The following is a 21,367-nucleotide window of genomic DNA, read 5'->3' as shown; positions in this document are numbered from 1 at the left end:
CCGCTTCTTCCCGTACACGTCGGCAAGTTTGCACAAGAACGGAACCGCCACTGCGCCCGCGAGCATCACCGTCGTCATGACCCACACGACGTTGCCGGTCTGGTACTCCGCGGCGATGCTACCGAGGACCGGACTGTACAGCGTGAAACCGAACGCCGACTGCTCGGCAAGCATCACCAGAGCCGCTGTCGCAATGATCCAGTAGCCGATCCCACGATTTTGAACGGCAACGACCTTGGCCTGCCGAACGGCGTCGACGGTCGTTTCGGCCACCTGAGTGGACTCGTCGACCACCTCGACACCGAGACCGTGGTCCTCTCCGAACACTTGATTGCGAGCCATGCTGCTCCTTGCCACACTGGGAGGATTGCCATCCGGGCCAGAACGCTCGGGGCACCAAATATGTGACACCGCACACGCACCCGAAGTCAAGACTCACCAAAGTGGTCGACGACTGAGATGTACGTCACAAGCACTTTAATTTGCAAGGGGTAGATCTCGCATACTTTCCGTGGTTCCGTTGCGGCATTGAATCATCAGGTATGCATGGGTAGTTGCGGAGCAGGTTAAGGCTTACTACCCGCACATCTACCGCTCGAGCATCTCAGGAGTCACGTAGAACCACGCAGCGTGCATGATCATGTTCCCTCGGCGCTGACCCGTCTTGAGCCCTCGGCGAACCGGTCCAAGCTTGAGAGAGAAGGCCGTTGACTCGCGTCGCCCTAGCAGGACAGTGAGGTTTGACACCGTCTGAATTCGCTTGCAAAGCGCCCATTTCGGATCACCGCCACATACTGCGAGTCGGCAGGCTCGGGTGTGCGAGCGCCGAATCGCCATTCACGTCGGCTCAGGTAGCGCGTTTGCGCGTGCCGCGGTGTCGTCGAGGAAGCTCCCGGCTGCAGTGCGCGAGGGCGGGCACGAATGATGCCCGCGGGTCTGCGTTCGTCGGCGGAACCTGACCAGAGGCGGCCGCAGACACTCTTGTCTCGACGCAACCAGCCGACTCACCTCGACTGCTAGGTTGCTGTCGCTACCGTCATCATGAGGGAAGGACTCAGGTCACCTGCGGGCCTTCAGAAGTGGTGGGCGCCGCCGTCTACGCCGAGGTGCTCGCTTGAGATGAACTTGGCTTCGTCAGATGCGAGGAAGGCAGCGACAGCGGCGATCTCGCCTGGCTGCGCATAACCCTGGTTCATGAACGCTGTGCCCATCGCGCCCAGTCTCGGGTGGGTGCCCGCCGCCTTCCCCAGTGCCGCCACCGTGTTTTCATCCCCCATCGGCGTTGCTACGGCACCTGGATGGATACTGTTCCCGTATGTCGTGCCGTCCAAGTTCGGCGGCAAAGGCACGGGTCATCCCGGTCACCGCGTGCTTGCTGGTGGTATAAGCAACCATGAAAGGCTGAACCTTCTTTCCGGCGTACGAACTGATCAGAATGATCGATCCCCCTCCAGACTCGATTAGATGGTTCGCTGACACAATCACCGTGTTCCAGACACCCTTGACGTTGATGTCCATCGTCGCATCGAAAATGTCCGGGGTTTCCTCATCCCATGTGGCGGGGGTGCAGATTCCTGCGTTTGCCACGACTGCGTCCAGGCGTCCGAATGTCGCTACTGCCTCGTCAACCGCTTTCCGGAGCATAGCCTGATCGCGGATGTCGGCCTGAGCCGGGATGATACGGCGACCGTACTTTTCCACCTCGCGTCGGGTCTCCTCAAGGTCCTCCGGTGTGGCAGATGCATATGGGACATGTGCCGGCAGGGGCCAGCAAGATCGATGGCGATCACGTCGGCGCCCTCAGAAGCGAATCGCACGGTATGAGCGCGGCCTTGGCCGCGGGCTGCACCCGTCACCAATGCTACTTTTCCGGCCAACCTGCCTGTCATACGTAGGTACCTTTCACTTGATTGAAACGTTCACTGTTTCTAGTTTGGCGGTGTATTCATCGACAGTGTCCCTCCTTCGAAGGCTTCACCGCGAGCGTGAGGGCAGAAACGCCAGGTGACTGATACTGCAGAATATCGGCGGTCGGGCCATATTCCCGACCAGTTCATCACAAAGAGACTCTGATGGCGATTAATCCTCCGCCTCGGATCGACCTCGGTATCTCGTTGTCATCAAGCCTGGTCGGCCCCGAAATGGAAGATCCAAGACGAAAAGTCATTCACGCCAATAGATCTCATCCAATCTGTCGTTCTGCTTCGACGAACGGTTGGGTCGACAGGTCAACACCATCGCCACCACCCGCACGCCTTAGCTCCCGGTCGTGGTCATCTGCGAGTGAACGAAAAATCGCCGATTACTGAGCACATGTCAGATTCGATTCCGCGCCGGTACGCAATCGAGCCACTGTCGCGGACCGTCCGCCTTGGTTGACAGATCGCAAACCGGTGTCTCGCCCGCTGGTTGGAGCTCCACCGCACCGCTGCGCCCATCGTAGTGCCGAGAAAGGTCGACAATCGGTGAACGACACCCTGTGGCGGGTCGATGCAGAGTGCGTAGGTGCTCATGTCATCTGCTGCATCGCAGCGATCCGGCCCGCCCATCCAACCAGCCTGAAAGGCTCGCAGGCGTTACTCGTTCGGGAGGATCGCAGTAACGTGGCGGTATACGACGACAGGGTAGAAATTCGAGTCCAAAGGTCAGTCGGGAATCAGTGCCGCATCCCGCCCATCGCTTCCCCTCGGGAAGTGACACGCGACGAAGTGGTCCGGCCCAACTTGTTGCAGCTGCGGCTCCTTCTCTGCGCATAGGGACGTGGCGGCCGGGCAGCGCGTGCGGAATCGACATCCCGATGGCGGGGACATAGGAGAAGGAAGATCGACAGCCGCTGAATTGTCCTGCGACCATTTGTGCGCATCCCCCACTCCGGTTTGTGGCTGCGGAATCGAATCCATCAGCAGTTTCGTGTAGTGGTGCATTGGGCGTGCGAACAAGTCGTCTGGGCCGCCCACCTCGCAGATCTTTCCCAGGTACATCACAACCACTCGGTCGCTGATATTCTTGACCACGGCAAGGTCATGCGCGATGAAGATGAGCGTCAGTCCGTAACGCTCCTTCATGTCATCAAGCAGATTGATGATCTGAGCCTGCACGGAGACATCCAGCGCCGACACAGGTTCGTCGCAGATGATCATCTTGGGGTCAAGGATGAGCGCTCGGGCGATACAGATCCGTTGGCACTGCCCGCCCGAGAACTGGCTCGGGCGACCGCTGCCGACGACCTCCGGTCGCAGCCCGACAGCGGTGATCACTTCGTCGACTTTCCCGGAGACTTGTCTCTTGTCGGTTCCCCAGACCTGAAGTCCCTCAGCCACGGCGTCCCTCACCTTGCGTCGTGGGTTGAGCGAAGAGATAGGGTCCTGGAGGATCATCTGGAGATCGCGGCGTGTCCGACGCATCTCCTCCTCCCCCAGTTTTGTGAGATCGGTATCTCCGTAGGTGACTGATCCAGATGTCGGTTTCGGCAGCTGGAGAATCGCCCTGCCCAGGGTCGACTTGCCACAGCCAGATTCGCCGACCACGCCGACGGTTTCCCCCTTGAGGACGTCTAGGCTAATGTTCGAGACTGCGTGTACGACTTGGCCAGGTCCCGTATTGAACTCAACGACGAGGTCTTCCACACGCAGCAGAACATCGCTTCTGTTCCGCAGATGTGCCTTTCCTGATCCTGCCACTATCTTGCTCCCGTCGTCAGATCAAGGCCTGCGGCGGTTTGACCCGCCCGGAGGTTTGTCGCCATCGCCTTGTGGGAGCCTTCGCTACCCAGTGGGAAGAAGCACCGTGCCATATGTTCCCGCTCGCCTGCTGATCGCAGGCCAGGAGCCTCCTCTAGACAGGCAGCTTGCGCGGACCGGCAGCGCGGAGCGAATCGGCAGCCAGGGACGCCTCGAATTAGGTCTGGCGGCCATCCGTTGATCACCTCAAGCCTTGTGTGACTAGGGTGCTCAATCTTGGGAATCGAGTTGAGCAGCGCACCGGTATATGGGTGCTGGACAGCCCTGAAGAGTTCGTCGGTGTCGGCCACTTCCACCAATTGGCCGGCATACATGACCGCGACTCGATCTGTGTGCCCTGAGACAACGCCCAAGTCATGAGTGATCAGGATCATCGCCATGCCGAGTTCGCCCTGTAGGCGAGTCAGGAGATCCAGAATCTGCTTTTGGACGGTGACGTCGAGTGCGGTAGTCGGCTCGTCAGCGACCAGTAGCCGCGGCTTACAAGCAAGCGCAATTGCAATCATCACGCGCTGTCGCATCCCACCGGACAGCTCGTGAGGATACTGCTCCATCCGCCTCCGGGGCTCAGGGATCCTGACTTGATCAAGAAGCTCCAGAGCGCGTTCGGTCGCTTCGCGACGGTTCAGGCCGAGATGGAACCTCATAGACTCCGTCAGTTGGACACCGATCCGCTTGACCGGGTTGAGCGATGTCATGGGATCCTGAAACACCATTGCTATTTCCGTGCCCCAGAAGTGCCTGGCTTCCCAGCGAGATAGTCGGTGCACGTCCCGACCGTCGAACATCACCTTGCTCTCTTCGGCCACTGTGGCGTTGACTCCCAGCAGATTCATGATCGATCGGACGAGGACGGACTTGCCTGACCCCGATTCACCGACGATGCCTAGAGTCTCAGCGCGACCAAGGTCGAAGGACACGCCATCGACTGCGGTGAGTTGGCCTCGCGGCGTATCGAATGTGGTCCGAAGGTTCTCCACCGTCAGCAGTGAATCGCGAACGCTCGTGGTTGTCATGGATACCTCCCCCTTCACAATCGACTGTTTCTTGGGTCCCAAAGTTGCCGTGCTCTCTCACCGACACGGTTGAGTGAGAACACGGTGAAAAATAGTGCGAGGCTGGGGATTATCACGAGATGGGGGTTCTCCCTGATATCTTCTTGGCCGGCCGCGATCATGTTTCCCCATGTTGGCTCCGGTCGCGGAATGCTCAATCCGAGGAAGCTGAGAGAAGCCTCCGCAACGATTAGGGCTCCGATGACGATGAAGGCGTACGAGACTAGGGGAAGCGCAACGTTGGGAAGGATGTCTCGTGCAAGGATTCGTCGGTCTCTCACCCCGAGGACCCTTGCCGCGAGCACGAATTCGCGCTGGGCGAACGACATCGTGCTGGCACGGCTGATGCGGACGAAAAGTGGGACGCTCAGAACCGCCAGGACGAGCGTCATGTTTCGGACACTGGGAGTGAGGAAGGAAGCAAGTGCGAGTAACAGGATGAGCGGTGGAAAGGCCAGCGTCGAGTCGACCAGCAAACCCGCGGCGGCGTCGACTTTGCCGCGGAAGTAGCCAGCTGCCATGCCTAGGCCGCCACCGATGACCATGCCGGTTGCCGTGGCTCCGATAGAAACGACTAGTGAGACCCGCGCACCGTGCACGATGCCGCCAAGGATGTCGAGGCCTTGACTGTCAGTACCTAACGGGTGAGCAGAAATGAGGTCCGGCCGCAGCAGGATCGGAGTGGTCAGAGTCTGCGAGATGTCTTTGTACTCGGAGAAAGGAATCCAGTCGGCCAGGAACGCCGCCAGGACGATCGCACCGATCCACAAGGCAGACAGCCATAGGGCCAGGTCGAATCGCTCGCCGCGCCAATGCCGGCCCAGGTTGCTCAGCCCGATGTAAAGCAAGGCCAGAGCGATGAAGCAGGCTGCGGTGCGTAGTCCCGCTTGTGCGGCGCCGACGATACCCATCCCGACAGCTAGGGCGACGAGGCCCGGTAGCAGTGTTCCGATTCCGATGACTAACCGACGATTTGCTGGCCTAGGAGAGGGTACGGGACCGTCGACGTCGACCATCTCTCCGAGCGGGGCGAGAACCGGTCCGTCCGGGGCTGCGTCACCGATAGTGGCAACGAGATCGATCTTTGATTGATTGTCAGACACGGCCACGGCGCAACCTCGGGTCCAGGTAGGTGTAAGAAATGTCAACGACAGCGTTCAGGGCGACGTAACCCAAGGCGAGCACCAGAACGCCGCCGAGAACGACCGGGTAGTCCTTGCCGAGGATGGCCTGAACAAGCATCGAGCCCATCCCGGGGAGGTTGAAGATCGTCTCAATGATCACGGTGCCACCCAAGAGCCGTCCGAGAGCCACCCCTGCCACCGTGATCAGGGAGAAGGATGACGGCCTCAGCGCATCTCGGAACAGAACTCTGGGAGCGGGCATGCCCTTGGCCTTCGCCGAGAGTACGAAGTCCTCCTTGAGTGTTTGTGTTAGGTCCCCGTACAGGACTTTCATCAAGACAGCGGCCTCTGTTAGAGCTAACGCGAGAGCGGGTAGAAACAGCGAATTCAGGTTCGCGACGATCCCGGCTTCGGATATGCGAGCGAATCCCTGACGGGGGAAGTCCGGCCATGCAACCGACAGGATCAGCGCGACGAGGGCCACCCCGGCCGCGCCACCCAATCCACTTACCAGGTATCGCGTCCGGTACTTCCCGGGCGGATACTCCCGTGATACTCGTGTGGTACGTCGCGCTAGCCAGCCGACGACGCACAGGAGCGCCCCAACGACGACAGGCTGTACCAGCTGTGGGTAGAAGACCAGCAGAAACACCAGGAAAATTGCCAGCACGAAACTCGGCAGAGAAATAAGAGCGAACGCGATGGTGCTTGCGATTCGGTCGAAGGAGCCGCCGGCCCGGTAGGCGGAGGCCAACGCGACCGGGATCGCCAGAACCAGCGCGATGAGGATCGCCAGCACAGCAAGTTCGATTGTCACTGGGAGTCGCGTCTGGATCATTTCGGAGACGTTTAGTGTCGGTGGGACCAGCGAGTTCCCCAAGTCACCTCGGGCGAGACTCCCTAGCCAGTTGACGTAGCGTTCCAGAATTGGCTTGTCGAGCCCCAACTCACGCCGCACCTGCTCGTACTGCTCCGCTGTACCTTCTGCGCCGACGACGGTGCGTGCGGGATCGCCCGGCAACAGTTGCAGAAGAAAGTACGTTGCGGTGGTGACAATGAACATCACCAGCACCAAGCGCGCGGACTTCTTGGCAATTACTTGCATCGTTTGCGCTCCTCCGGGTAACGCGGTGTGCTGCTGCACCCGCAGTGGGCTAGGTTTGTGAGCGCTTGTGGCTGAAGGGCGCGTGCCGCCAAGCGGTGCCCACCGCGCGCATCCTCTTATCGATCAGAATGTGCAGTGTCGGTGGTTAGTTCGTGGTATACGCCTTCTCGAACGACAAGCGTCCCTCTGGGCCCAATGCCAGACCGTGGACCTTGTTCGTGAAGCCCCTCTTCACGTTTTGGACCCAGAGGGGAACCGTGGGAGAGAGTTCGTTCCACCGCTGCTGAAGTTTGCCCATTGCAGCAGCCGTCTCGTCCGGGTTTTGGGCGAGGTACACCTCGTTAACCGCCTCATCGATCTGGGCATCATCGACATTCCAGTAGTTGCTGACCTTGTTGGTGCTCAAAAAAGTCGTCAGTGCGAGGAGCGGCGCATCTTCACCGACCGCGTAGTTCATCGGCAATAGATCGAACTCGCCCGCCAACTGCCGTTCGGTGAAGGCAGCAAAGGCTGCGGTTTCAACGTCGACTTGGAACCCAACTCTGTCCAGCATCGCCTCAACAACTAGCGCCATCTCCTGGTTTGTCCTATCGCTGACCAGGAAATTGACATGCACGTTGGCGCCGTCGCGCACAGCCTCGTCCACCAACTGCTTCGCCTTCTGGGGGTCGTACCCAAGGCCCTCCACGCCGCCCCAGATCTTCATCTCTGGGGCCGTGAAAGTGCTGGCCATGGTTGCGTCACCGCCGAACGCACGCTGGTTGATCTGGGTCGGATCCAACGCTGCCACCACTGCCTGGCGCAGCCTCACATCGCTGAATAGCCGCCCTGGACGAGCGTTCATCCCCAAGCCGGTACCGGCCCGCTCATAATTCAGCGTGTTGACGCCCTTGAGTTCACTCAGATCCGCGGAGACCGTGGGGTCATCGAACACCGTCACGACGTCCGTCTCGCCCTTCTGGAACGCCTCGAGTTTGGCTTTCGCGCCGGGAACGGAGATGAAACGCAGGGTGCCGTTGCAGACCGGACCGCCCCAATAGTCGGTCTTGGCCCTCATCACGACCTCCTCGTTCGGCGCGAACTTCACCGGCTCGTAAGGACCTACACCAGCGCCCACCGGGTTTCTCGCAAAGCCATCTCCGGAAGCCTCGACCACTTTCTGGTTCACCACCATTCCCGGCAAGCTGGACAGAATCCACGGGAACCCGGCCCAGGGTCGGTTCAGGACGAAGTCCACGGTGAGGTCGTCGACCACCTTCACCGACTCCACGGGGGCCAAGTAGGCCTTGGTCGGCGACGTAGCTGTCGCCCACCGCCCCATGGAGTACTCCACGTCCTTGCTGGTCAGCGGATCACCATTTCCGAACTTGATCCCGGGGCGAAGTTTCATACTCCACTCAGTGAAATCGCCGTTCGGGGTCAAGGACTCTGCTACGAACGGCTCGTACAGACCTGTGGAGAAGTCGTATCGTGTCAGCGTGTCGTAGACCACCGACGCCTCCTCGACGCCCTGAAACGTCCCGACAGTCGTCGTTGGATCCAGCGACGCCGTCGGGACCCTAGTGTCTACCGTCAACGTGCTGGCGGGATCGACCCTGTCCACGGTGCACACATCGTTGGGGTCGTACTCATACGCATTCGCAGCGCCGCGCGGCTCCCCTCCAGCTCCGGAACAGGCGACAACCATGACCAGAGGCAGCGCCATCAACCACGCAAAACGTCCGCGTGCGCTCGCGCGGCAACCCTTCAATCGAGAACTCACCGTTCTTGCCTTTCCTATTCAACGACATGCTTCGCTGCGGCTGCCACCGCTGGAAGCGTTCGCAGTCGACGGGGACGACTAACTCGACGAACCACACCTGCTGACTGGCACCGACAGCGCGTGCCCGGCCACAGCCGATGGTCGATGCCTACTCCGCACCAGACCGGACGCACGCACTCCCCGAATCTGACGGTCATGCACTATGGCACGCATCACATTCGGATGAAATGCGACTCTAACAGGATTGGTCTCACCTGTCACCCATCGATCACCACACCGCATATACACGCACGCTCCGATGTCAAACGACAGGACGAACAACGACGCCATCTGGATGGACAAGGGTTTTACCCCTGCACCCCAGACCTATTCGTCACGAAATCTCAGTCCGTTTGCCACTAGTCGCTGCGTCTTGGCGCGCAGCGCAGGAAACCATGCAACCATTCCGCAAATGAGTCAATAAATTTATTAGTCTCATAGCCTTTGGCCGCCCGACGTGCTCGTGACCTTCTCCGGTCGGCGTTCGTCGAGCGACTCCAGGGGAGCGCAACACAGAGTCATCGTCCGCGAACGTATGACCGGATGGTCCCCTCACCCGCACCCGTCGACAGAGAAGCACCTAATGCGCGATCGCTATCCGGCATCGGCGCACACACCGCGACACCCTCGACACTCACCAACGCGACCTCATCAATGCCTCATCGCGGAGCGCACATAGCCAACCGCCGAGACGTGACGTGACGTGAACGACGCAGTGCTCAAGCCTGGATCCTCCGATGTGGTGTCAGGGAAGGTGAGCCGAAACGGCGAGATGCCCTTGCGTTCTGAAAGAATTGGACTCCTCACAGAACCAGTTCAATCAACACGAAGGGCATCTCCAGGGTGCGACTATCCCATACCGCCCGGTGAAGGCCGCGGCGATCGTCGGACAACGTCTGCGCCGCGGTGGCTGCAGATACCCGCGGCGGGCATCCCGGATGGTCAGCGACGCCCTCGCGACCGTCCGCCACCTGCGCCCGCAGATGTCACCGGGGTCTGTGTTGGTGGGCGCCGGCGCCGACGTCTCGGTCACCGTGCGGATGACCGCGACGATGAAATCGTCGATCACCGCCATCGACGAGAATGCGTGGACCCCGATCGAATACCCCGACGCCCTCTACGACGAACAGACCGGCCGGTGGACCTCCCGCGCCGAGATCGACTTCACCGCCTTCACCCGGCTCGCCTCCGACCGGACACCGGGCCGGCTGGGCGCCGCATCCCCAACCTGAACCCCCAGCACACCGACGGTCAGGGCACGTTATTCGACACCTGGCGGTTCCACGCGTTCTTCACCACCACCGACCCGGCCGTCATGGACACCGTGGCCGCGGACAAGGTCCACCGCGGGCACGCGATCATCGAGCAGGTCCACGCAGACCTGAAGAGCTCCGCGCTCTGCTTCAGGAGATTGTCACACCTCCGTCGACCACGATCGTTTGGCCGGTTACATATCCAGCGGCGTCCGACGCCAGCCAGATCAGAGCGGCGGCGAGTTCGACCGGATCCCCCAGACGCCCGAGGATCATTCTCGGTGCGAGGGCGTCCAGGTACCCGTCGGCGTACTGGTCCGTCATCTCGGAGGCGAAGAATCCCGGGGCGATGGCGTTGACCCGGATCCCCTTGCGCCCACCCCACTGTTGCGCGAGATCGCGGGTCAGACCGACGAGGCCAGCCTTGCTGGCGCTGTACGCTGCCTGTGGAAGTCCTGCAGTGGTGAGGCCAAGAACGCTGGAGATGTTAATGATGGAGCTACCCGGCTTCATCACCTTGCCACAGGCCTGTGCCGTCCAATACGAACCATTGAGGTTGATGTCGATCACCGAACGGAACTCGTCGGGGGCCTCACGCGTCGCCGGAACCGCGGTACCAACACCGGCATTGTTCACGAGAACATCGACCCGCCCGAACTCGGAGATCGCAACGCTGATCAGTTCCTGGCACTGGTCCGGATCGGCGATGTCGGTCGCGACGACCAGCGCGCGACGACCAGTTGAACGTACAAGTTCAGCTGTATCTTCGAGCTTGTCGGCGCGACGCGCAGCAAGTACGACGTCCGCCCCTGCCTCGGCAAGGGCTGCGGCGAATGCGACCCCGAGCCCGGAGGAAGCCCCGGTGACGATCGCCACGTGTCCGTCGAGACGAAACATGTTGAGGATGTTCACGATTGTTCTCCTACGGTTGGGTTAGTTTTCTCACTTCGCAACGCCGCCATCGACCAGAACGACAAACGCCGACGATGTATCCAACTTCGTCAGACGCGAGCAGGCCGCGGCGGCGATATCGGACGGATCGACGAACCGTGAGATCGAGTCGGCGAGCTCGGCCTCCCGTCGGAGATCGATACAGTCATCCGCGTGGTGACGTTCGGAGAGATGGCGTTGATGGTGATGCCAAATGCTGAAAGTTCCATCGCCGATGTCTTGGTGAATGCAGCGATCGAGGTCTTTGGAGGCCCTCGCACTCAGCCCTTCGACCGAACGCTTAGCGCCTACAAGTAGGTGTAGAAGCCGCGACCAGTCTTGCGGCCGAGTCGGCCTGCGTCGACCATGCGGCGCAGCAGCGCCGGCGGAGCTTGGTGCGGCTCGGCGAACTCGGCGTACAGCGACTCCGCTGCCGCAAGCGCGACGTCGAGGCCGACGGTGTCGAGGAGGCTGACTGGGCCCACCGGGTAGCCGCAGCCGCCCTTCATCGCCTCGTCGATGTCCTCGGCGCAGGCCGTAACCCGACTCAAGCATGCGCACTGCCTGGCGCAGGTACGGGACGAGGAGCGCGTTCACGATGAAACCGGCGCTGTCACCGGCCTGGACGGTGGTCTTGCGCAGGGTGTTTTTCGCGTAGTCGGTGACCGCGATGGCGGTCTCCGGGGCAGCTTCGATGACGAGGTCACGATCCGCGAACTCCTCAATGTCCAGGGTGAGGCGTACGCGGGCGACCGCGGCGGAAGCATCCTCCTGGGTGCTCTTGCCCCTGGCGACAGCACGGGAGCCGGACGAGGTTATGCGCTGCTGCGCGGCATCGGCGTACTCCTGCTTTGTCTCAAGCACCAGGACGTCGCTCCCTGCCTTGGCGCACACCTCGGTGATGCCGGCACCCATGGCGCCACCACCGATCACACCGATCAGCTCCACAGTCGTATCTCCAACTTGGTCAAGCAGGTGTATGGCGTACTGGATTACTCGGTGCCGAGCTCGGACTCCGACACGATCATCACGAACAAGACGCAGCGCCACGCGTCGAATGGCGAACCGCCCAACCGCATCCCGTCAATAGGTGACGACTTCAGCCCTCCGCCCTTGTGTGCGCAAGCAACCCGCACACCCCCGCCCCCGCAGCCGCTGCACCTCCGAGCACGAACGAAAGGGTAAATGCCGACTCAGAGGGCACATCGGAGCCCTCCAAAGTCATCACAGCGAGCAGCGAGGCGACCACCGCGCTGGCAAGTGAACTACCGACCACGCGCGCAATCGCATTCACACCGTTGACGACGGCAGTGTCACCGGCCGGTACTGCCTCGATGAGTAGCGACGGCAGCGCGGTGTATGCGCCGCTCACAAAGACGTTGATGACCCCCGCCGCAACCACTATCTGCCACGGCTGATCGTGCGTGAAACCCAGAAGCGTGAAACCCACCAGCCCGACACCACACATGGAGGCCAGAACCAGATCGGCACGGAACCTGGAGATCAGACGACCACTCAGCGTCGCCGTCACAACGCCCACGACCGATCCCGGCAGCAGGAACATCAAGCTCGCTTCAAGTACGGTGTACCCGAACCCGTACCCACCGAGGCCGGCATCGATCTGGACAAACTGTGCGATCCCGAGAAACTGGACATACATCGCGGCGCCGACCAGTACTGCTGCGATGTGCACAGGTGTCACTGCGCGGTCGATGAGTGCTCGAGGCGGGATGAGCGGATCGGCACAGCGCTTTTCGTACCTGTACCACCAACAAAAGCAGCCACAACTGCCGATCCCGAGAGGGAGAATCACCCAGGTCCCCCACCGACTTCCTTCCGCGATAGCCAGTAGCAGTGCACACAACGCGACAGCGATCAGTACCGTGCCCGCGGCGTCGAACCGCCTACCGTGCGTATCACGCCGCCTGGTGTCAGGGATCGCCCACCAGACGACAATGAGGGCAACCAGGCTGAGCACCAACAGCATCCAGAACACTCGGCGATAGTCCCCGCCGTCGACGACCAGCACGCCGGCCGCAACGATCCCCAGACCCCCGCCAGCTGCCATGATTCCGGACATCAGCCCGATGGCACGGGTGACGCGGCGCTCATCGAGCACCGCGCGCACCACCGCCACCCCGATCGGAAACAGCGCGAATCCCGCACCCTGCATGACTCGGCCGATGATCAGCAAGGGAAGGGAGGGGGATAGCACACACAATACCGACCCGATGACCACCGCGATCAGCATTCCGATCAAGACCGGTCGACACCCACGCTGATCTGCGAGTCTGCTGAGAACCGGGGTTACCACCGCCGCTGCGAGCAAGTTCGCGGTGACAACCCATCCAACCGCCGTCGGGCCGACCGCAAGCTGGCGCGCCATCGTGGGGACTACCGGAACCACTGCCGCCTGCAGTATGGCCAAGGTCATCACCGAGAAGCACAGTGCAGAAACTACTTTCCGGCCATCACCCTGATCCGGAGCGGTGGCCGGTATAGTAACGCGGGTCATCGCGGTCATTACTCGAACCCCCAATGATCCCACTCGCCCGCGGGTCCGTGGATCTCTCGCTCGGCGATCTCATAGGGAACCGCGAGTCGGGTCCATAGGATCGGCGGGGCCGAAGGCGCGCCTCAAAGACGTTCGGCGCGCCTTACAAATTAACGTTCAGCGACACAGTGACAGGAGTCGAGAACTCGTCCACGAGTACATCACGGGATGCCTCGGCTCTATCACCCGAATTCAATTGCATTCCAATCATTGTCACTCGCGTGTGACACAATGTCCGCTCATCCCAGAACCGAGTCGTCGTTTGCGAGCACCTGGCGGGCGGCGCCATTCCAGAAGTAGTAGTGGTTGTACTTCTTCATGATTTCCTTCATCTCCCTACGCGGAGCCTCCGGAACCGTGACCGGCTTACGCCCACTTGCCATTGCCTCGTAGTTGAACTTGCAGGAACGCTCGAAGGAGAAGAACCGATACGTGGCTTCCTCCAGGGTCTCGGCGAAAGTCAAGAGGCCGTGGTTCGCAAGCAGCACCACGTTGCCCTTGTCACCGACCGTATCTGCGAGATGACGGCCACTGTCAACGTCGTTGATTCCACCGGTGAACTCATCGAACAGCACAACTTCGTCATCGAAAATCACTGCCTGCTGCTCGATGATCTCCGGAATCATGTGGAGAGACGAGAGCAGAGTCGAGTAGTGAGGATGGTTGTGGATGATGACCCGAGCGTCCGGACGACGACGATGAATCTCGGTGTGAATGTGAATCGCAGGGGTGACATCCAGATTTCCTTCGAGAACACTTCCGTCGGAGTCCAGAACCAACATGTCCGACGCCTGAAGCTCGAACCACCATTTCCCGTACGGCGTGGAAAGCATCGTTCCATCGTCGCGCATCTCCGTAATATGGCCGGCAACGTCCAACGCCATACCAGCATCAGAAATCATCCGGGCGGAAAGCGCAATTTTCTGCTGCGGAGTGAGGTCACGACCCACAGGCAAAACCTTGGGAAAGCTCGAATCCATTCTGTAACCTTTCATAATAACTTGAGGCAGAAGCTCTCGTGTTAGCAGAGGTCGAAGTTCCGGCTAGAACCAGGCCGTCGCACGTCGAAGGGTGAACTTCCACCCCGCGGGGGTTCGGACCAGCTCATCCTCATAATGACCAACCACGATCGAAGGAAGCTCACCGACTCTCTCCGGTCGCTTGAAGCAAGCGAGTGAGCACACCTGCTGTGCCTTATCACCATCTACCGTCACGACCGCATCTGTCGTCGTATGCAGTTGATTGCGTGGAGGACGGGTCGCCATCTCCTCCAGCGCCTCACGACCCTGTCGGATGATCGGCCCGCTCGGCCCGAGTGTCTCAAACCGCCCATCCTCCGTGAAAACGGACGCAAACGCGTCTGCGTCCCCCTCGTCCACGGCACGGTTGTACAACGCCGAAAGAACTCGTATCGCCTGAATGTCCACCAGGCGTGCAACTTCCGGATCCACGAACTTCACCTCCCACCACTCGAACGCAGTCGACTAGCGACCACCTGGTTGTCAAGTACGGCGACCCCTGCATTCGAGGCAGCTAGATTGAGACGCCTTGAGTTATCGTCCCATTCGAACGGTACCAAACTCCACCGGACTGCACCATAGTCCGGCGGAGGAACATCCCCATCGCCTCCCGCCGCCTCCTCCCTGCCTCGTCAATTATTCATCTGGTTATGGCACACAATCGCTCTCACCCTATCCGTCGGCTCTCGACTTCCCGGAAGTCACCCTCGACCGACGGTCTCGACTCAGCTAAAGTGACAAACCGTGACCCCGTCTCATAAGCAATGGCGGCCTCTATGTCGTTCCAGGGCACGCTGGGCGCCCGCCGGGACAGGCGCAACTGCAGACATACTCGCACCATCGCACGATCAGGTCATAGACAAATTGGACGCCGTGCGCGACGTCGCCCGTACCAGCAAGCTCGGCGATGTGCCCAAAGCGTCCGGAGTGTCCGGTTCGTCATCGCTCGGCGTCGAAACGATGATTCGTTTTGCGAACGGCTTGCCTGAAGCCCTCACCCGACGGCAAACCTGCACATTGCAATTTTGAAGAAAGGAAGATGCCATGCAATCCGAGAATTTTGTTGCCGACGTAGTGGTCATTGGCGCTGGACCGGCGGGTGGATCCGCGGCAATCGAGGCGGCCCGGAAAAATGCGAGCGTAATTGTCGTTGAAACGACCGGGGAACTGGGCGGCAACGGAGCATTCTCGACCGGCTACATCGCACTTTCCGGAACGCCATTTCAGGATGAGCTCGGCGTGGATGACAGCGTATCAAGATTCGTCGATGACATGGAGCGAGAGGTTAGGTCGCTCGTACCGTCGTTCGACCCCGAGTTTGATCTCGATCTTGCTAACCGCTACGCGTCCGAGTCCGCGGACTCCTACAAGTTTCTGGCCGAGATCGAGATCGAGTTCCAGCGGCTCATCCCGCGCCCCCGCCAGCACACCACACCAAGACTTCTTGCACTGAAGGATCCGACCCAGTTTCGATCAGCCTTCGAGCGTCAGTTCGAATTCCTGGGGATCACCGCAATCCTCCGCCGCTCGGCGAAGAAGTTAACTGTCGATTCACAGGGTCGCGTCGACGGCGTGGTTGTCTCTTCAGGCGACAACGAAATTCGAGTAGTCGCCCGAAAAGCCGTGATCGTGGCTGCAGGAGGGTTCTCGGCCAACCCCGACATGCGCCGCAAGTACCGTCCGCTGGACGACCCCTTCGCCCCATACGTCGGGCTCGACACTGCTGATGGCAGCGGAATCCTGATGATGCAGGAAGTGGGCGCCGACGTCGTCAACATGGACCTTATTCCCCAGTACCTCGAAGGACCTTCACGCTTCATGGAGGACTGCATCGCCATTAGCGGCGAAGGTCGACGGTTCTTCGACGAGGCGGGGCCCTACCTTGAACGAGTTGCCGCACTGAGGAATCAGCCTGGCGAGATCGGGTATTACCTCTACGACGCCACAGCTGCGGAACGGAACCGGCAGCACATTTCCGAGTTGTCGGGTCGACCCAAGGAGCTTGCAAGTTTGGAGCAGGTTGAACGAGTGATCGGGTGTGATCCCGGAGCCGTTACCGAGACCGTCGAGAAGTGGAACAGCTTGATGACTTCGGACGCCGACAGGGATCCTGACTTCGGCCGCGTTACGTTCCCGTTCGATCGGGCACGTATCGAGACGCCGCCCTTCGCGGTCGTGCCGATTACTGTCGGAATCGGCAACACGAACGGTGGCGCACGCGTGAATGTGGATCTTCAGGTGATCGGTGAGAACGGATCTGTCATTCCAGGGCTGTATGCCGCCGGAGACTGCGCGGGAACCATGAACGCAGCGATGGGTCTCGGAGGTGTCCACATTGGATCCGCAGTCACCTTGGGACGGATCGCCGGGAGGAACGCAGCGGACAGTTGAGAATCTCAGTTGCACTGTGAACTTCAGCTGAGCCTCTTCCCGCTACCACGCAGGGCGACGGCAACTCGTGAGATTTGAGCTCCGCAACACGATCAGGGCACTCGCTCCCAGAGTGCCCTGATCGAAGAGCACTGGTCCAGTGGTCGAGTCGCGCCCCATTCCTCACCGGTCGGTAGAACCGTTCTGGATTGGCTCAAGTGAATCCCACTCCGCCGACCTTCTTGGTGGCTGGCCGGCCGAAACCTACAAGACCTGTGGGTAGACCACTCGCGGTTCGACGTCTTGTCCATAGTAGTCGACTACGTCGTCGGAGTCCGCGACCTGGTGATCGGCGGTACACGAATCTACGACCCGTTTGCGCTCATTCGCGCGGTACGGGAATCTGCTGCCATCGCCGTATGGCTCCTCGTCCCCGACGATCGGACAGCGAATGTCGCCCGACACGCCGGTGAGGTCCACGGACACCGCCTGGTGGTCCGCAATTGCTACCACGCCAAACGCGAGGTCGTGACCTCTGTCGGTGCCATGGCGGTCAAAGCGCCACGAGTGAATGACGAGCGCACCGAACCCGACATCGGTGAGCGCAGGAGTTCTCCTCTCGCATCCTTCCGGCGTGGGCCCGCCAACCCGATGACATTCTGAATGTCCAAGTTGGCGACCTCGGCCTGCAACGCTGCGTCGAGCATCTTTCGGGGCGCCTGCTCGGACGATCTCGTCGAGCAACGATCGACCGGAACCGGCGCCACTCTCGGTCACGTCGGAGTCGTCGGAGTTGTCCACTACCGTGATCACGGCGTCTCTTCCCGCCGGCTCTGGTCTTGATCAGAATTCGGATTGCCTGCAGATCACCTTCCGGGAAGGCACCCCCTCCCAGGATCCACAGGTTCTGATCATTGCTCCGCGCCTGCGCTGCTGCGGCCTTCTCGTTCGCTCGATAGGGCACGTAGTGGCACCGACGCGGTGCATCCGAGCATCCTGCGACACCGTCGATTGCTCTTGCCGATCCGTGCTGCGATCGCCGCAGAATGTCTGCACGGTCAACAGTTCATCGGCGATGTCGAGCCGGTCCTGCAAGGGACAGATAGCGAGCACTGATCGCTGCGCAGGTTCGCGGTTCGGCTTGGTCACCGGATTTTTGTAGCCCGTTCCAGACACGTAGTTCACCACGAAGCCATCGGGGCGAATCCGGGTCTTTCCCGACCTGCGGATACCTGCGCGCCAGTCCTTCGCGGTCCGGTAGTAAACACCGACTTCGGCTGCGGCCTCTCGCATCGACTGCCCCTGGGCGATGAGTTCGAGGGACCGCTTCTTGGCCTCCGCCATGCCGTAGGGGGCAGATTCTGCGCAATCAATGCCGTCTGCCACCAGGACTCGCCGAGCTAATCCGTGGCGGACTTCGGCGGCCTTGGCTGCGCTGTTCACTGAAGCTTTCTGGTCGAAGATCGTTCGGATCACCTGCTTCTCGGACAGGAAGGATCACGCGCTTTGACTCTCCCAGCACGATACCTTAAATCCGCAGGATCGGACGCGCCCTGCCCGCCAAAGGCCCAAGCGTTCTCGCGGCCTCCCGCACCGACAGCCCAGCATTGACCATCATCTGGGCCAGATGATCACCGAACTAGTCCACATCCCCTGAAAAGACACGGTCGCCGCAACCTCTCAGATCGAGAGTGTTGCGGCGAACGCGTGAACCCAAGAGTTGGAGGTCGGTGAGGGGTCTACCCCTTCGCGCTGATTGAATTCCACTGTCTCAGTACGAACAGCGCCCCATGACTCTTCGAGGGTCGCAACAACACTTCGTCGGCAAACCCAGCCTTGATGACCTCACCATCGGCCGAGGCGAACCCATTCTCGATCATCCGCGAACGGCTCTCTTCGAGATCGTCCACACGGGTTGTCACCGCGAAGAGACCTTCGCCGCGCTTGTCCAGGAAGTCGGCTATGGGTCCACCTGATCCAAGCGGTGCGAGCAGTTGGAGTGAGCAGCCACCAAAGTCGGCCCACCGTGTGACCACTCCATACTCACTCACCGTATTTATCGGTCCGAAGTCCAGATCGAACATCCTGGCGAAGTTTTCTGCGGCAACGTCCACGTCCTGGACTGCAAGTGCAATGCTGTCGATCTGACCCATGTCTCGAAAACCCTTCTGTGGCTGTGGTCTCAGTGCGGCGGTCCCAACCAGTTGAACGCAGCGGTCCCCCTCCGACGTCTCCGTGCAGGGTGCGGTAGCGCGTTTCCCGGAACTGGTCGCAGATGGCTATGTCAGCAACTCGGCGTACATGACCGGGTGGTCTCCTGACCGGTCGATCACAACTTTCACCGGGGCTGCAACTCGCAGTTCCTTTTCCTTGGATTCGGGCACCGTCATCACAAGACGGACATCTGCCACTCCGTCCAGTTCAACCAAGGCCACAACGTACGGAACGGAAACATCGTCCGTCGGCAGGAAGTTCCGACGAACCCGCGTATAGGAGAAGATCGACCCAATCGTTGGCGCTGAACGCCATTCGAGAGACGCGCGGCCGCACGTCGTGCAGCGCGGCGCGGGATACCAAGTCCATCGGTCACAGGCTTGGCAGTACGGCAATCGAATCTCACCCTCGCCGAGTCCGATCCAGAAGTTCTCTGCGTTGGCCTTGTACGCCGGGGGCGGGAAGCGCAATAGGTCCGGGCTGGAATAGTCGATTTGGTTCATCGGTCCACCGTCAGGAGTAGGGTTGTGTGGTCGGGAACACCCAGGCCGGCGACCAGACCGACCTCTGCCTTCGCAACTTGTCCCGATCCGCGCTCATGGCGCAGCTGTCGGACCGCCTCGACGACGTGGTTTGCCCCCAATAGATAGCTGTGAGCAAGTGAGCCTCCGTGAGTATTGATCGGCATTGCACCTCCTGGGCCAGTACGGCCACCTTCGACGAAGGCTGCGCCTTCGCCTTTGCCGCAGAAACCGAGATCCTCGATCTGCATGATGTCGGTGATGGTGAAGCAGTCGTAGATCTCGGCAAAGTCGACTTCGTCGATGCTGAGTCCGGCCTCCCCGAAAGCCTTCTGCGACGATAGTGTCGCCGGTGTGCCGAGGTAGTTTCGGTGCTGCGTAAAGTACGACGACTGAGAGATCGGAGCCGAGGCGGTTCCGACCCCCGCCACCACGACCGGGTCCTTTGCCAAGTCTCGGGCGCGCTCAAGGCTCGTGTAGACGACGGCAGCGGCACCGTCGTTCACGAGGCAGCAGTCCGCAGCACGGAGTGGCTCGGCGATCATCGGGCTGGCAAGGTAGCCCTCGAGGTCGAGAGCCTGTGGACGTAGTGCGCCCGGTGTCAAGGCTGCGTGTTTCCGGGCGGCTATCGCCAACTCTCCCAGCTGTTCTGGTCGCAGTCCGTACTCGTAGGCGTAGCGCTGAGCGATCGATGCAAAGTACAGCGGTTGCCCATACCAGCCTACCGGCATCTCGAGTGACGCTTTGAGTGGGTCGACTGCGTGCAACGCGTACGGGCCGCCGGGGCTTGATCCGAAGTCGACACCGAAGTATGTGAGAACAACGTCGGCCTGACCTGATTGAATCGCGAGCCGAGCCATTTGGGCGGCACCGACGATGCCAGCCCCCCATACGCCAGAGTGAGCGGTGAAGCGGCGTTCCTTGATTCCCAGCGCGGTCTGCACCATGTCCGCGGGGGCCTGTTGGGGCATCGAGTTTGCCTCGGTGACGATGCCGTCGACGTCTGAAGGCGACAGACCGGCATCGGTGAGGGCCCGCGAACACGCTTCGACCACAAGTTCGGCCAGCGGGGCCGCTCCTCGCCGCACGTACTCGGTCTCGCCAACGCCGACGGCAGCGATCTGGATTGCCTCACCGCTACTCATTGTCGCCACCCAGCTGCACTGTGCCGTCGGCGACGTTATCCCGCGACCGGAACATGTTCGTCCAGTTCGCTGTCGCGACCACGGCATCATGCTGATTGCGAACGGACAGCGCCAAGGTCGCAACGCCCCGATCCGGCTTGCTCGCGCTCCGGCGCGAATCTGCGACCTCAACAGTCACCCAGATTGTGTCTCCTGGAAACACCGGTTCGAGAATCTTCCACTGCAGGTCGAGAAAGGCGATGGCTTTGTCGTCAAAGACGCCGCCGCGCTGCATCAGTCCGGCTGCATAGCTGAGAACAAGCAGCCCGTGGGCGACGACCTTGCCCTGCACCGATGACGCTGCCCAGGACTCGTTCGTGTGTACTTCGTGCCAGTCTCCGGTCAGTTCCGCGAAGCTCGTTATGTCGTGGAGATAGATGGTCCGTCCGGGCGTGACGAAAGTCGTGCCCGGCGCTAATTCTTCGATGTATGGCATCTCGATAAGGGCCTTTCGCAAATCCGGGCTTGAAGGGATGGAGATTGTCCCCGCATCGGAT

General features: G+C 60.7%; 16 protein-coding genes and 6 pseudogenes. 4 read left to right on the top strand and 18 right to left on the bottom strand.

Features of this window, described 5'->3' with window-relative positions:
- The 7 genes and pseudogenes from ACFTZB_RS11910 to ACFTZB_RS11880 all read right to left on the bottom strand — a co-directional run.
- Positions 1-342: pseudogene (locus ACFTZB_RS11910) on the bottom strand (hypothetical protein); the annotation flags it as partial.
- Positions 343-1,073: 731 nt separating this feature from the next.
- A pseudogene (locus ACFTZB_RS11905) lies at positions 1,074-1,889 on the bottom strand (mycofactocin-coupled SDR family oxidoreductase).
- Between the two features lie 756 nt (positions 1,890-2,645).
- The gene (locus tag ACFTZB_RS11900) at positions 2,646-3,680 is read right to left on the bottom strand and encodes an ABC transporter ATP-binding protein (RefSeq protein ID WP_378431797.1); all 1,035 of its coding nucleotides are present in this window, start codon (positions 3,678-3,680) and stop codon (positions 2,646-2,648) included.
- Positions 3,680-4,756 (bottom strand): ABC transporter ATP-binding protein, encoded by a 1,077-nt coding sequence (locus ACFTZB_RS11895; protein ID WP_378431796.1) that lies wholly within the window; start codon positions 4,754-4,756, stop codon positions 3,680-3,682. The genes ACFTZB_RS11900 and ACFTZB_RS11895 overlap by 1 nt, the downstream gene beginning before the upstream one ends.
- 14 nt (positions 4,757-4,770) lie before the next feature.
- Positions 4,771-5,904 carry an ABC transporter permease gene (locus ACFTZB_RS11890; protein WP_378431794.1) on the bottom strand — a complete coding sequence of 378 codons (1,134 nt, stop codon included), beginning with the start codon at positions 5,902-5,904 and terminating at the stop codon, positions 4,771-4,773.
- Complete coding sequence (locus tag ACFTZB_RS11885) at positions 5,891-7,024, bottom strand: ABC transporter permease (protein WP_378431792.1); 1,134 nt, start codon at positions 7,022-7,024, stop codon at positions 5,891-5,893. Before ACFTZB_RS11885 ends, ACFTZB_RS11890 begins: the two co-directional genes overlap by 14 nt.
- A gap of 145 nt (positions 7,025-7,169) precedes the next feature.
- Positions 7,170-8,627, bottom strand: a complete 1,458-nt coding sequence (locus ACFTZB_RS11880; protein ID WP_378431790.1) for an ABC transporter substrate-binding protein — start codon at positions 8,625-8,627, stop codon at positions 7,170-7,172.
- Positions 8,628-9,694: 1,067 nt separating this feature from the next.
- Between ACFTZB_RS11880 and ACFTZB_RS11875 the strand changes: the two are divergent.
- A pseudogene (locus ACFTZB_RS11875) lies at positions 9,695-10,224 on the top strand (IS1380 family transposase); the annotation flags it as partial.
- 4 nt (positions 10,225-10,228) lie between these two features.
- Here ACFTZB_RS11875 and ACFTZB_RS11870 read toward each other — a convergent pair.
- The 5 genes and pseudogenes from ACFTZB_RS11870 to ACFTZB_RS11850 form a co-directional block, all read right to left on the bottom strand.
- On the bottom strand, positions 10,229-10,975 hold the full coding sequence (locus tag ACFTZB_RS11870; protein WP_378431798.1) for an SDR family NAD(P)-dependent oxidoreductase: 747 nt from the start codon (positions 10,973-10,975) through the stop codon (positions 10,229-10,231).
- A gap of 341 nt (positions 10,976-11,316) precedes the next feature.
- Positions 11,317-11,956, bottom strand: a pseudogene (locus tag ACFTZB_RS11865) (3-hydroxyacyl-CoA dehydrogenase family protein).
- Positions 11,957-12,107: 151 nt separating this feature from the next.
- Complete coding sequence (locus ACFTZB_RS11860; protein WP_378431789.1) at positions 12,108-13,532, bottom strand: MFS transporter; 1,425 nt, start codon at positions 13,530-13,532, stop codon at positions 12,108-12,110.
- Positions 13,533-13,801: 269 nt separating this feature from the next.
- Positions 13,802-14,542 (bottom strand): class II aldolase/adducin family protein, encoded by a 741-nt coding sequence (locus ACFTZB_RS11855; protein ID WP_378431788.1) that lies wholly within the window; start codon positions 14,540-14,542, stop codon positions 13,802-13,804.
- 63 nt (positions 14,543-14,605) lie between these two features.
- Entirely contained in the window at positions 14,606-15,013 is a 408-nt protein-coding gene (locus ACFTZB_RS11850) for a nuclear transport factor 2 family protein (RefSeq protein WP_378431786.1), read from the bottom strand.
- 441 nt (positions 15,014-15,454) lie between these two features.
- Between ACFTZB_RS11850 and ACFTZB_RS11845 the strand changes: the two genes are divergently transcribed.
- From ACFTZB_RS11845 to ACFTZB_RS11835, 3 genes and pseudogenes are all read left to right on the top strand, one after another.
- Entirely contained in the window at positions 15,455-15,610 is a 156-nt protein-coding gene (locus tag ACFTZB_RS11845) for a hypothetical protein (RefSeq protein WP_378431784.1), read from the top strand.
- A 15-nt stretch (positions 15,611-15,625) separates the two neighbouring features.
- Entirely contained in the window at positions 15,626-16,972 is a 1,347-nt protein-coding gene (locus ACFTZB_RS11840) for an FAD-dependent oxidoreductase (protein ID WP_378431783.1), read from the top strand.
- 456 nt (positions 16,973-17,428) lie between these two features.
- Positions 17,429-17,610, top strand: a pseudogene (locus ACFTZB_RS11835) (IS256 family transposase); the annotation flags it as partial.
- Between the two features lie 15 nt (positions 17,611-17,625).
- Here the strand turns inward: ACFTZB_RS11835 and ACFTZB_RS11830 are convergent.
- From ACFTZB_RS11830 to ACFTZB_RS11805, 6 genes and pseudogenes are all read right to left on the bottom strand, one after another.
- Positions 17,626-17,764 (bottom strand): annotated as a pseudogene (locus ACFTZB_RS11830) (IS256 family transposase); the annotation flags it as partial.
- A 30-nt stretch (positions 17,765-17,794) separates the two neighbouring features.
- Positions 17,795-18,427: a helix-turn-helix domain-containing protein gene (locus tag ACFTZB_RS11825; RefSeq protein ID WP_378431782.1), complete on the bottom strand. Its 633-nt coding sequence runs from the start codon at positions 18,425-18,427 to the stop codon at positions 17,795-17,797.
- Between the two features lie 263 nt (positions 18,428-18,690).
- On the bottom strand, positions 18,691-19,104 hold the full coding sequence (locus tag ACFTZB_RS11820) for a VOC family protein (RefSeq protein WP_378431781.1): 414 nt from the start codon (positions 19,102-19,104) through the stop codon (positions 18,691-18,693).
- 126 nt (positions 19,105-19,230) lie between these two features.
- Positions 19,231-19,668 (bottom strand): Zn-ribbon domain-containing OB-fold protein, encoded by a 438-nt coding sequence (locus ACFTZB_RS11815; protein WP_378431779.1) that lies wholly within the window; start codon positions 19,666-19,668, stop codon positions 19,231-19,233.
- On the bottom strand, positions 19,665-20,831 hold the full coding sequence (locus tag ACFTZB_RS11810; RefSeq protein WP_378431778.1) for a thiolase family protein: 1,167 nt from the start codon (positions 20,829-20,831) through the stop codon (positions 19,665-19,667). Before ACFTZB_RS11810 ends, ACFTZB_RS11815 begins: the two co-directional genes overlap by 4 nt.
- Positions 20,824-21,306 (bottom strand): MaoC/PaaZ C-terminal domain-containing protein, encoded by a 483-nt coding sequence (locus ACFTZB_RS11805; protein ID WP_378431777.1) that lies wholly within the window; start codon positions 21,304-21,306, stop codon positions 20,824-20,826. The genes ACFTZB_RS11810 and ACFTZB_RS11805 overlap by 8 nt, the downstream gene beginning before the upstream one ends.
- Positions 21,307-21,367: the final 61 nt, after the last annotated feature.

This window comes from Rhodococcus sp. NPDC057014, from assembly GCF_042673295.1.
GTDB lineage: Bacteria > Actinomycetota > Actinomycetes > Mycobacteriales > Mycobacteriaceae > Rhodococcus_F.
This window is presented reverse-complemented; position numbering and strand designations above follow the sequence as displayed.

Bases quoted from the DNA above. Each gene is read 5' to 3' on its own strand.
- ACFTZB_RS11860 (WP_378431789.1), bottom strand. From the start codon at position 13,532: ATGACCGCGATGACCCGCGTTACTATACCGGCCACCGCTCCGGATCAG.
- ACFTZB_RS11870 (WP_378431798.1), bottom strand. From the start codon at position 10,975: ATGTTTCGTCTCGACGGACACGTGGCGATCGTCACCGGGGCTTCCTCC.
- ACFTZB_RS11815 (WP_378431779.1), bottom strand. From the start codon at position 19,668: ATGAACCAAATCGACTATTCCAGCCCGGACCTATTGCGCTTCCCGCCC.
- ACFTZB_RS11855 (WP_378431788.1), bottom strand. From the start codon at position 14,542: ATGGATTCGAGCTTTCCCAAGGTTTTGCCTGTGGGTCGTGACCTCACT.
- ACFTZB_RS11805 (WP_378431777.1), bottom strand. From the start codon at position 21,306: ATGCCATACATCGAAGAATTAGCGCCGGGCACGACTTTCGTCACGCCC.
- ACFTZB_RS11840 (WP_378431783.1), top strand. From the start codon at position 15,626: ATGCAATCCGAGAATTTTGTTGCCGACGTAGTGGTCATTGGCGCTGGA.
- ACFTZB_RS11885 (WP_378431792.1), bottom strand. From the start codon at position 7,024: ATGCAAGTAATTGCCAAGAAGTCCGCGCGCTTGGTGCTGGTGATGTTC.
- ACFTZB_RS11895 (WP_378431796.1), bottom strand. From the start codon at position 4,756: ATGACAACCACGAGCGTTCGCGATTCACTGCTGACGGTGGAGAACCTT.
- ACFTZB_RS11820 (WP_378431781.1), bottom strand. From the start codon at position 19,104: ATGGGTCAGATCGACAGCATTGCACTTGCAGTCCAGGACGTGGACGTT.
- ACFTZB_RS11810 (WP_378431778.1), bottom strand. From the start codon at position 20,831: ATGAGTAGCGGTGAGGCAATCCAGATCGCTGCCGTCGGCGTTGGCGAG.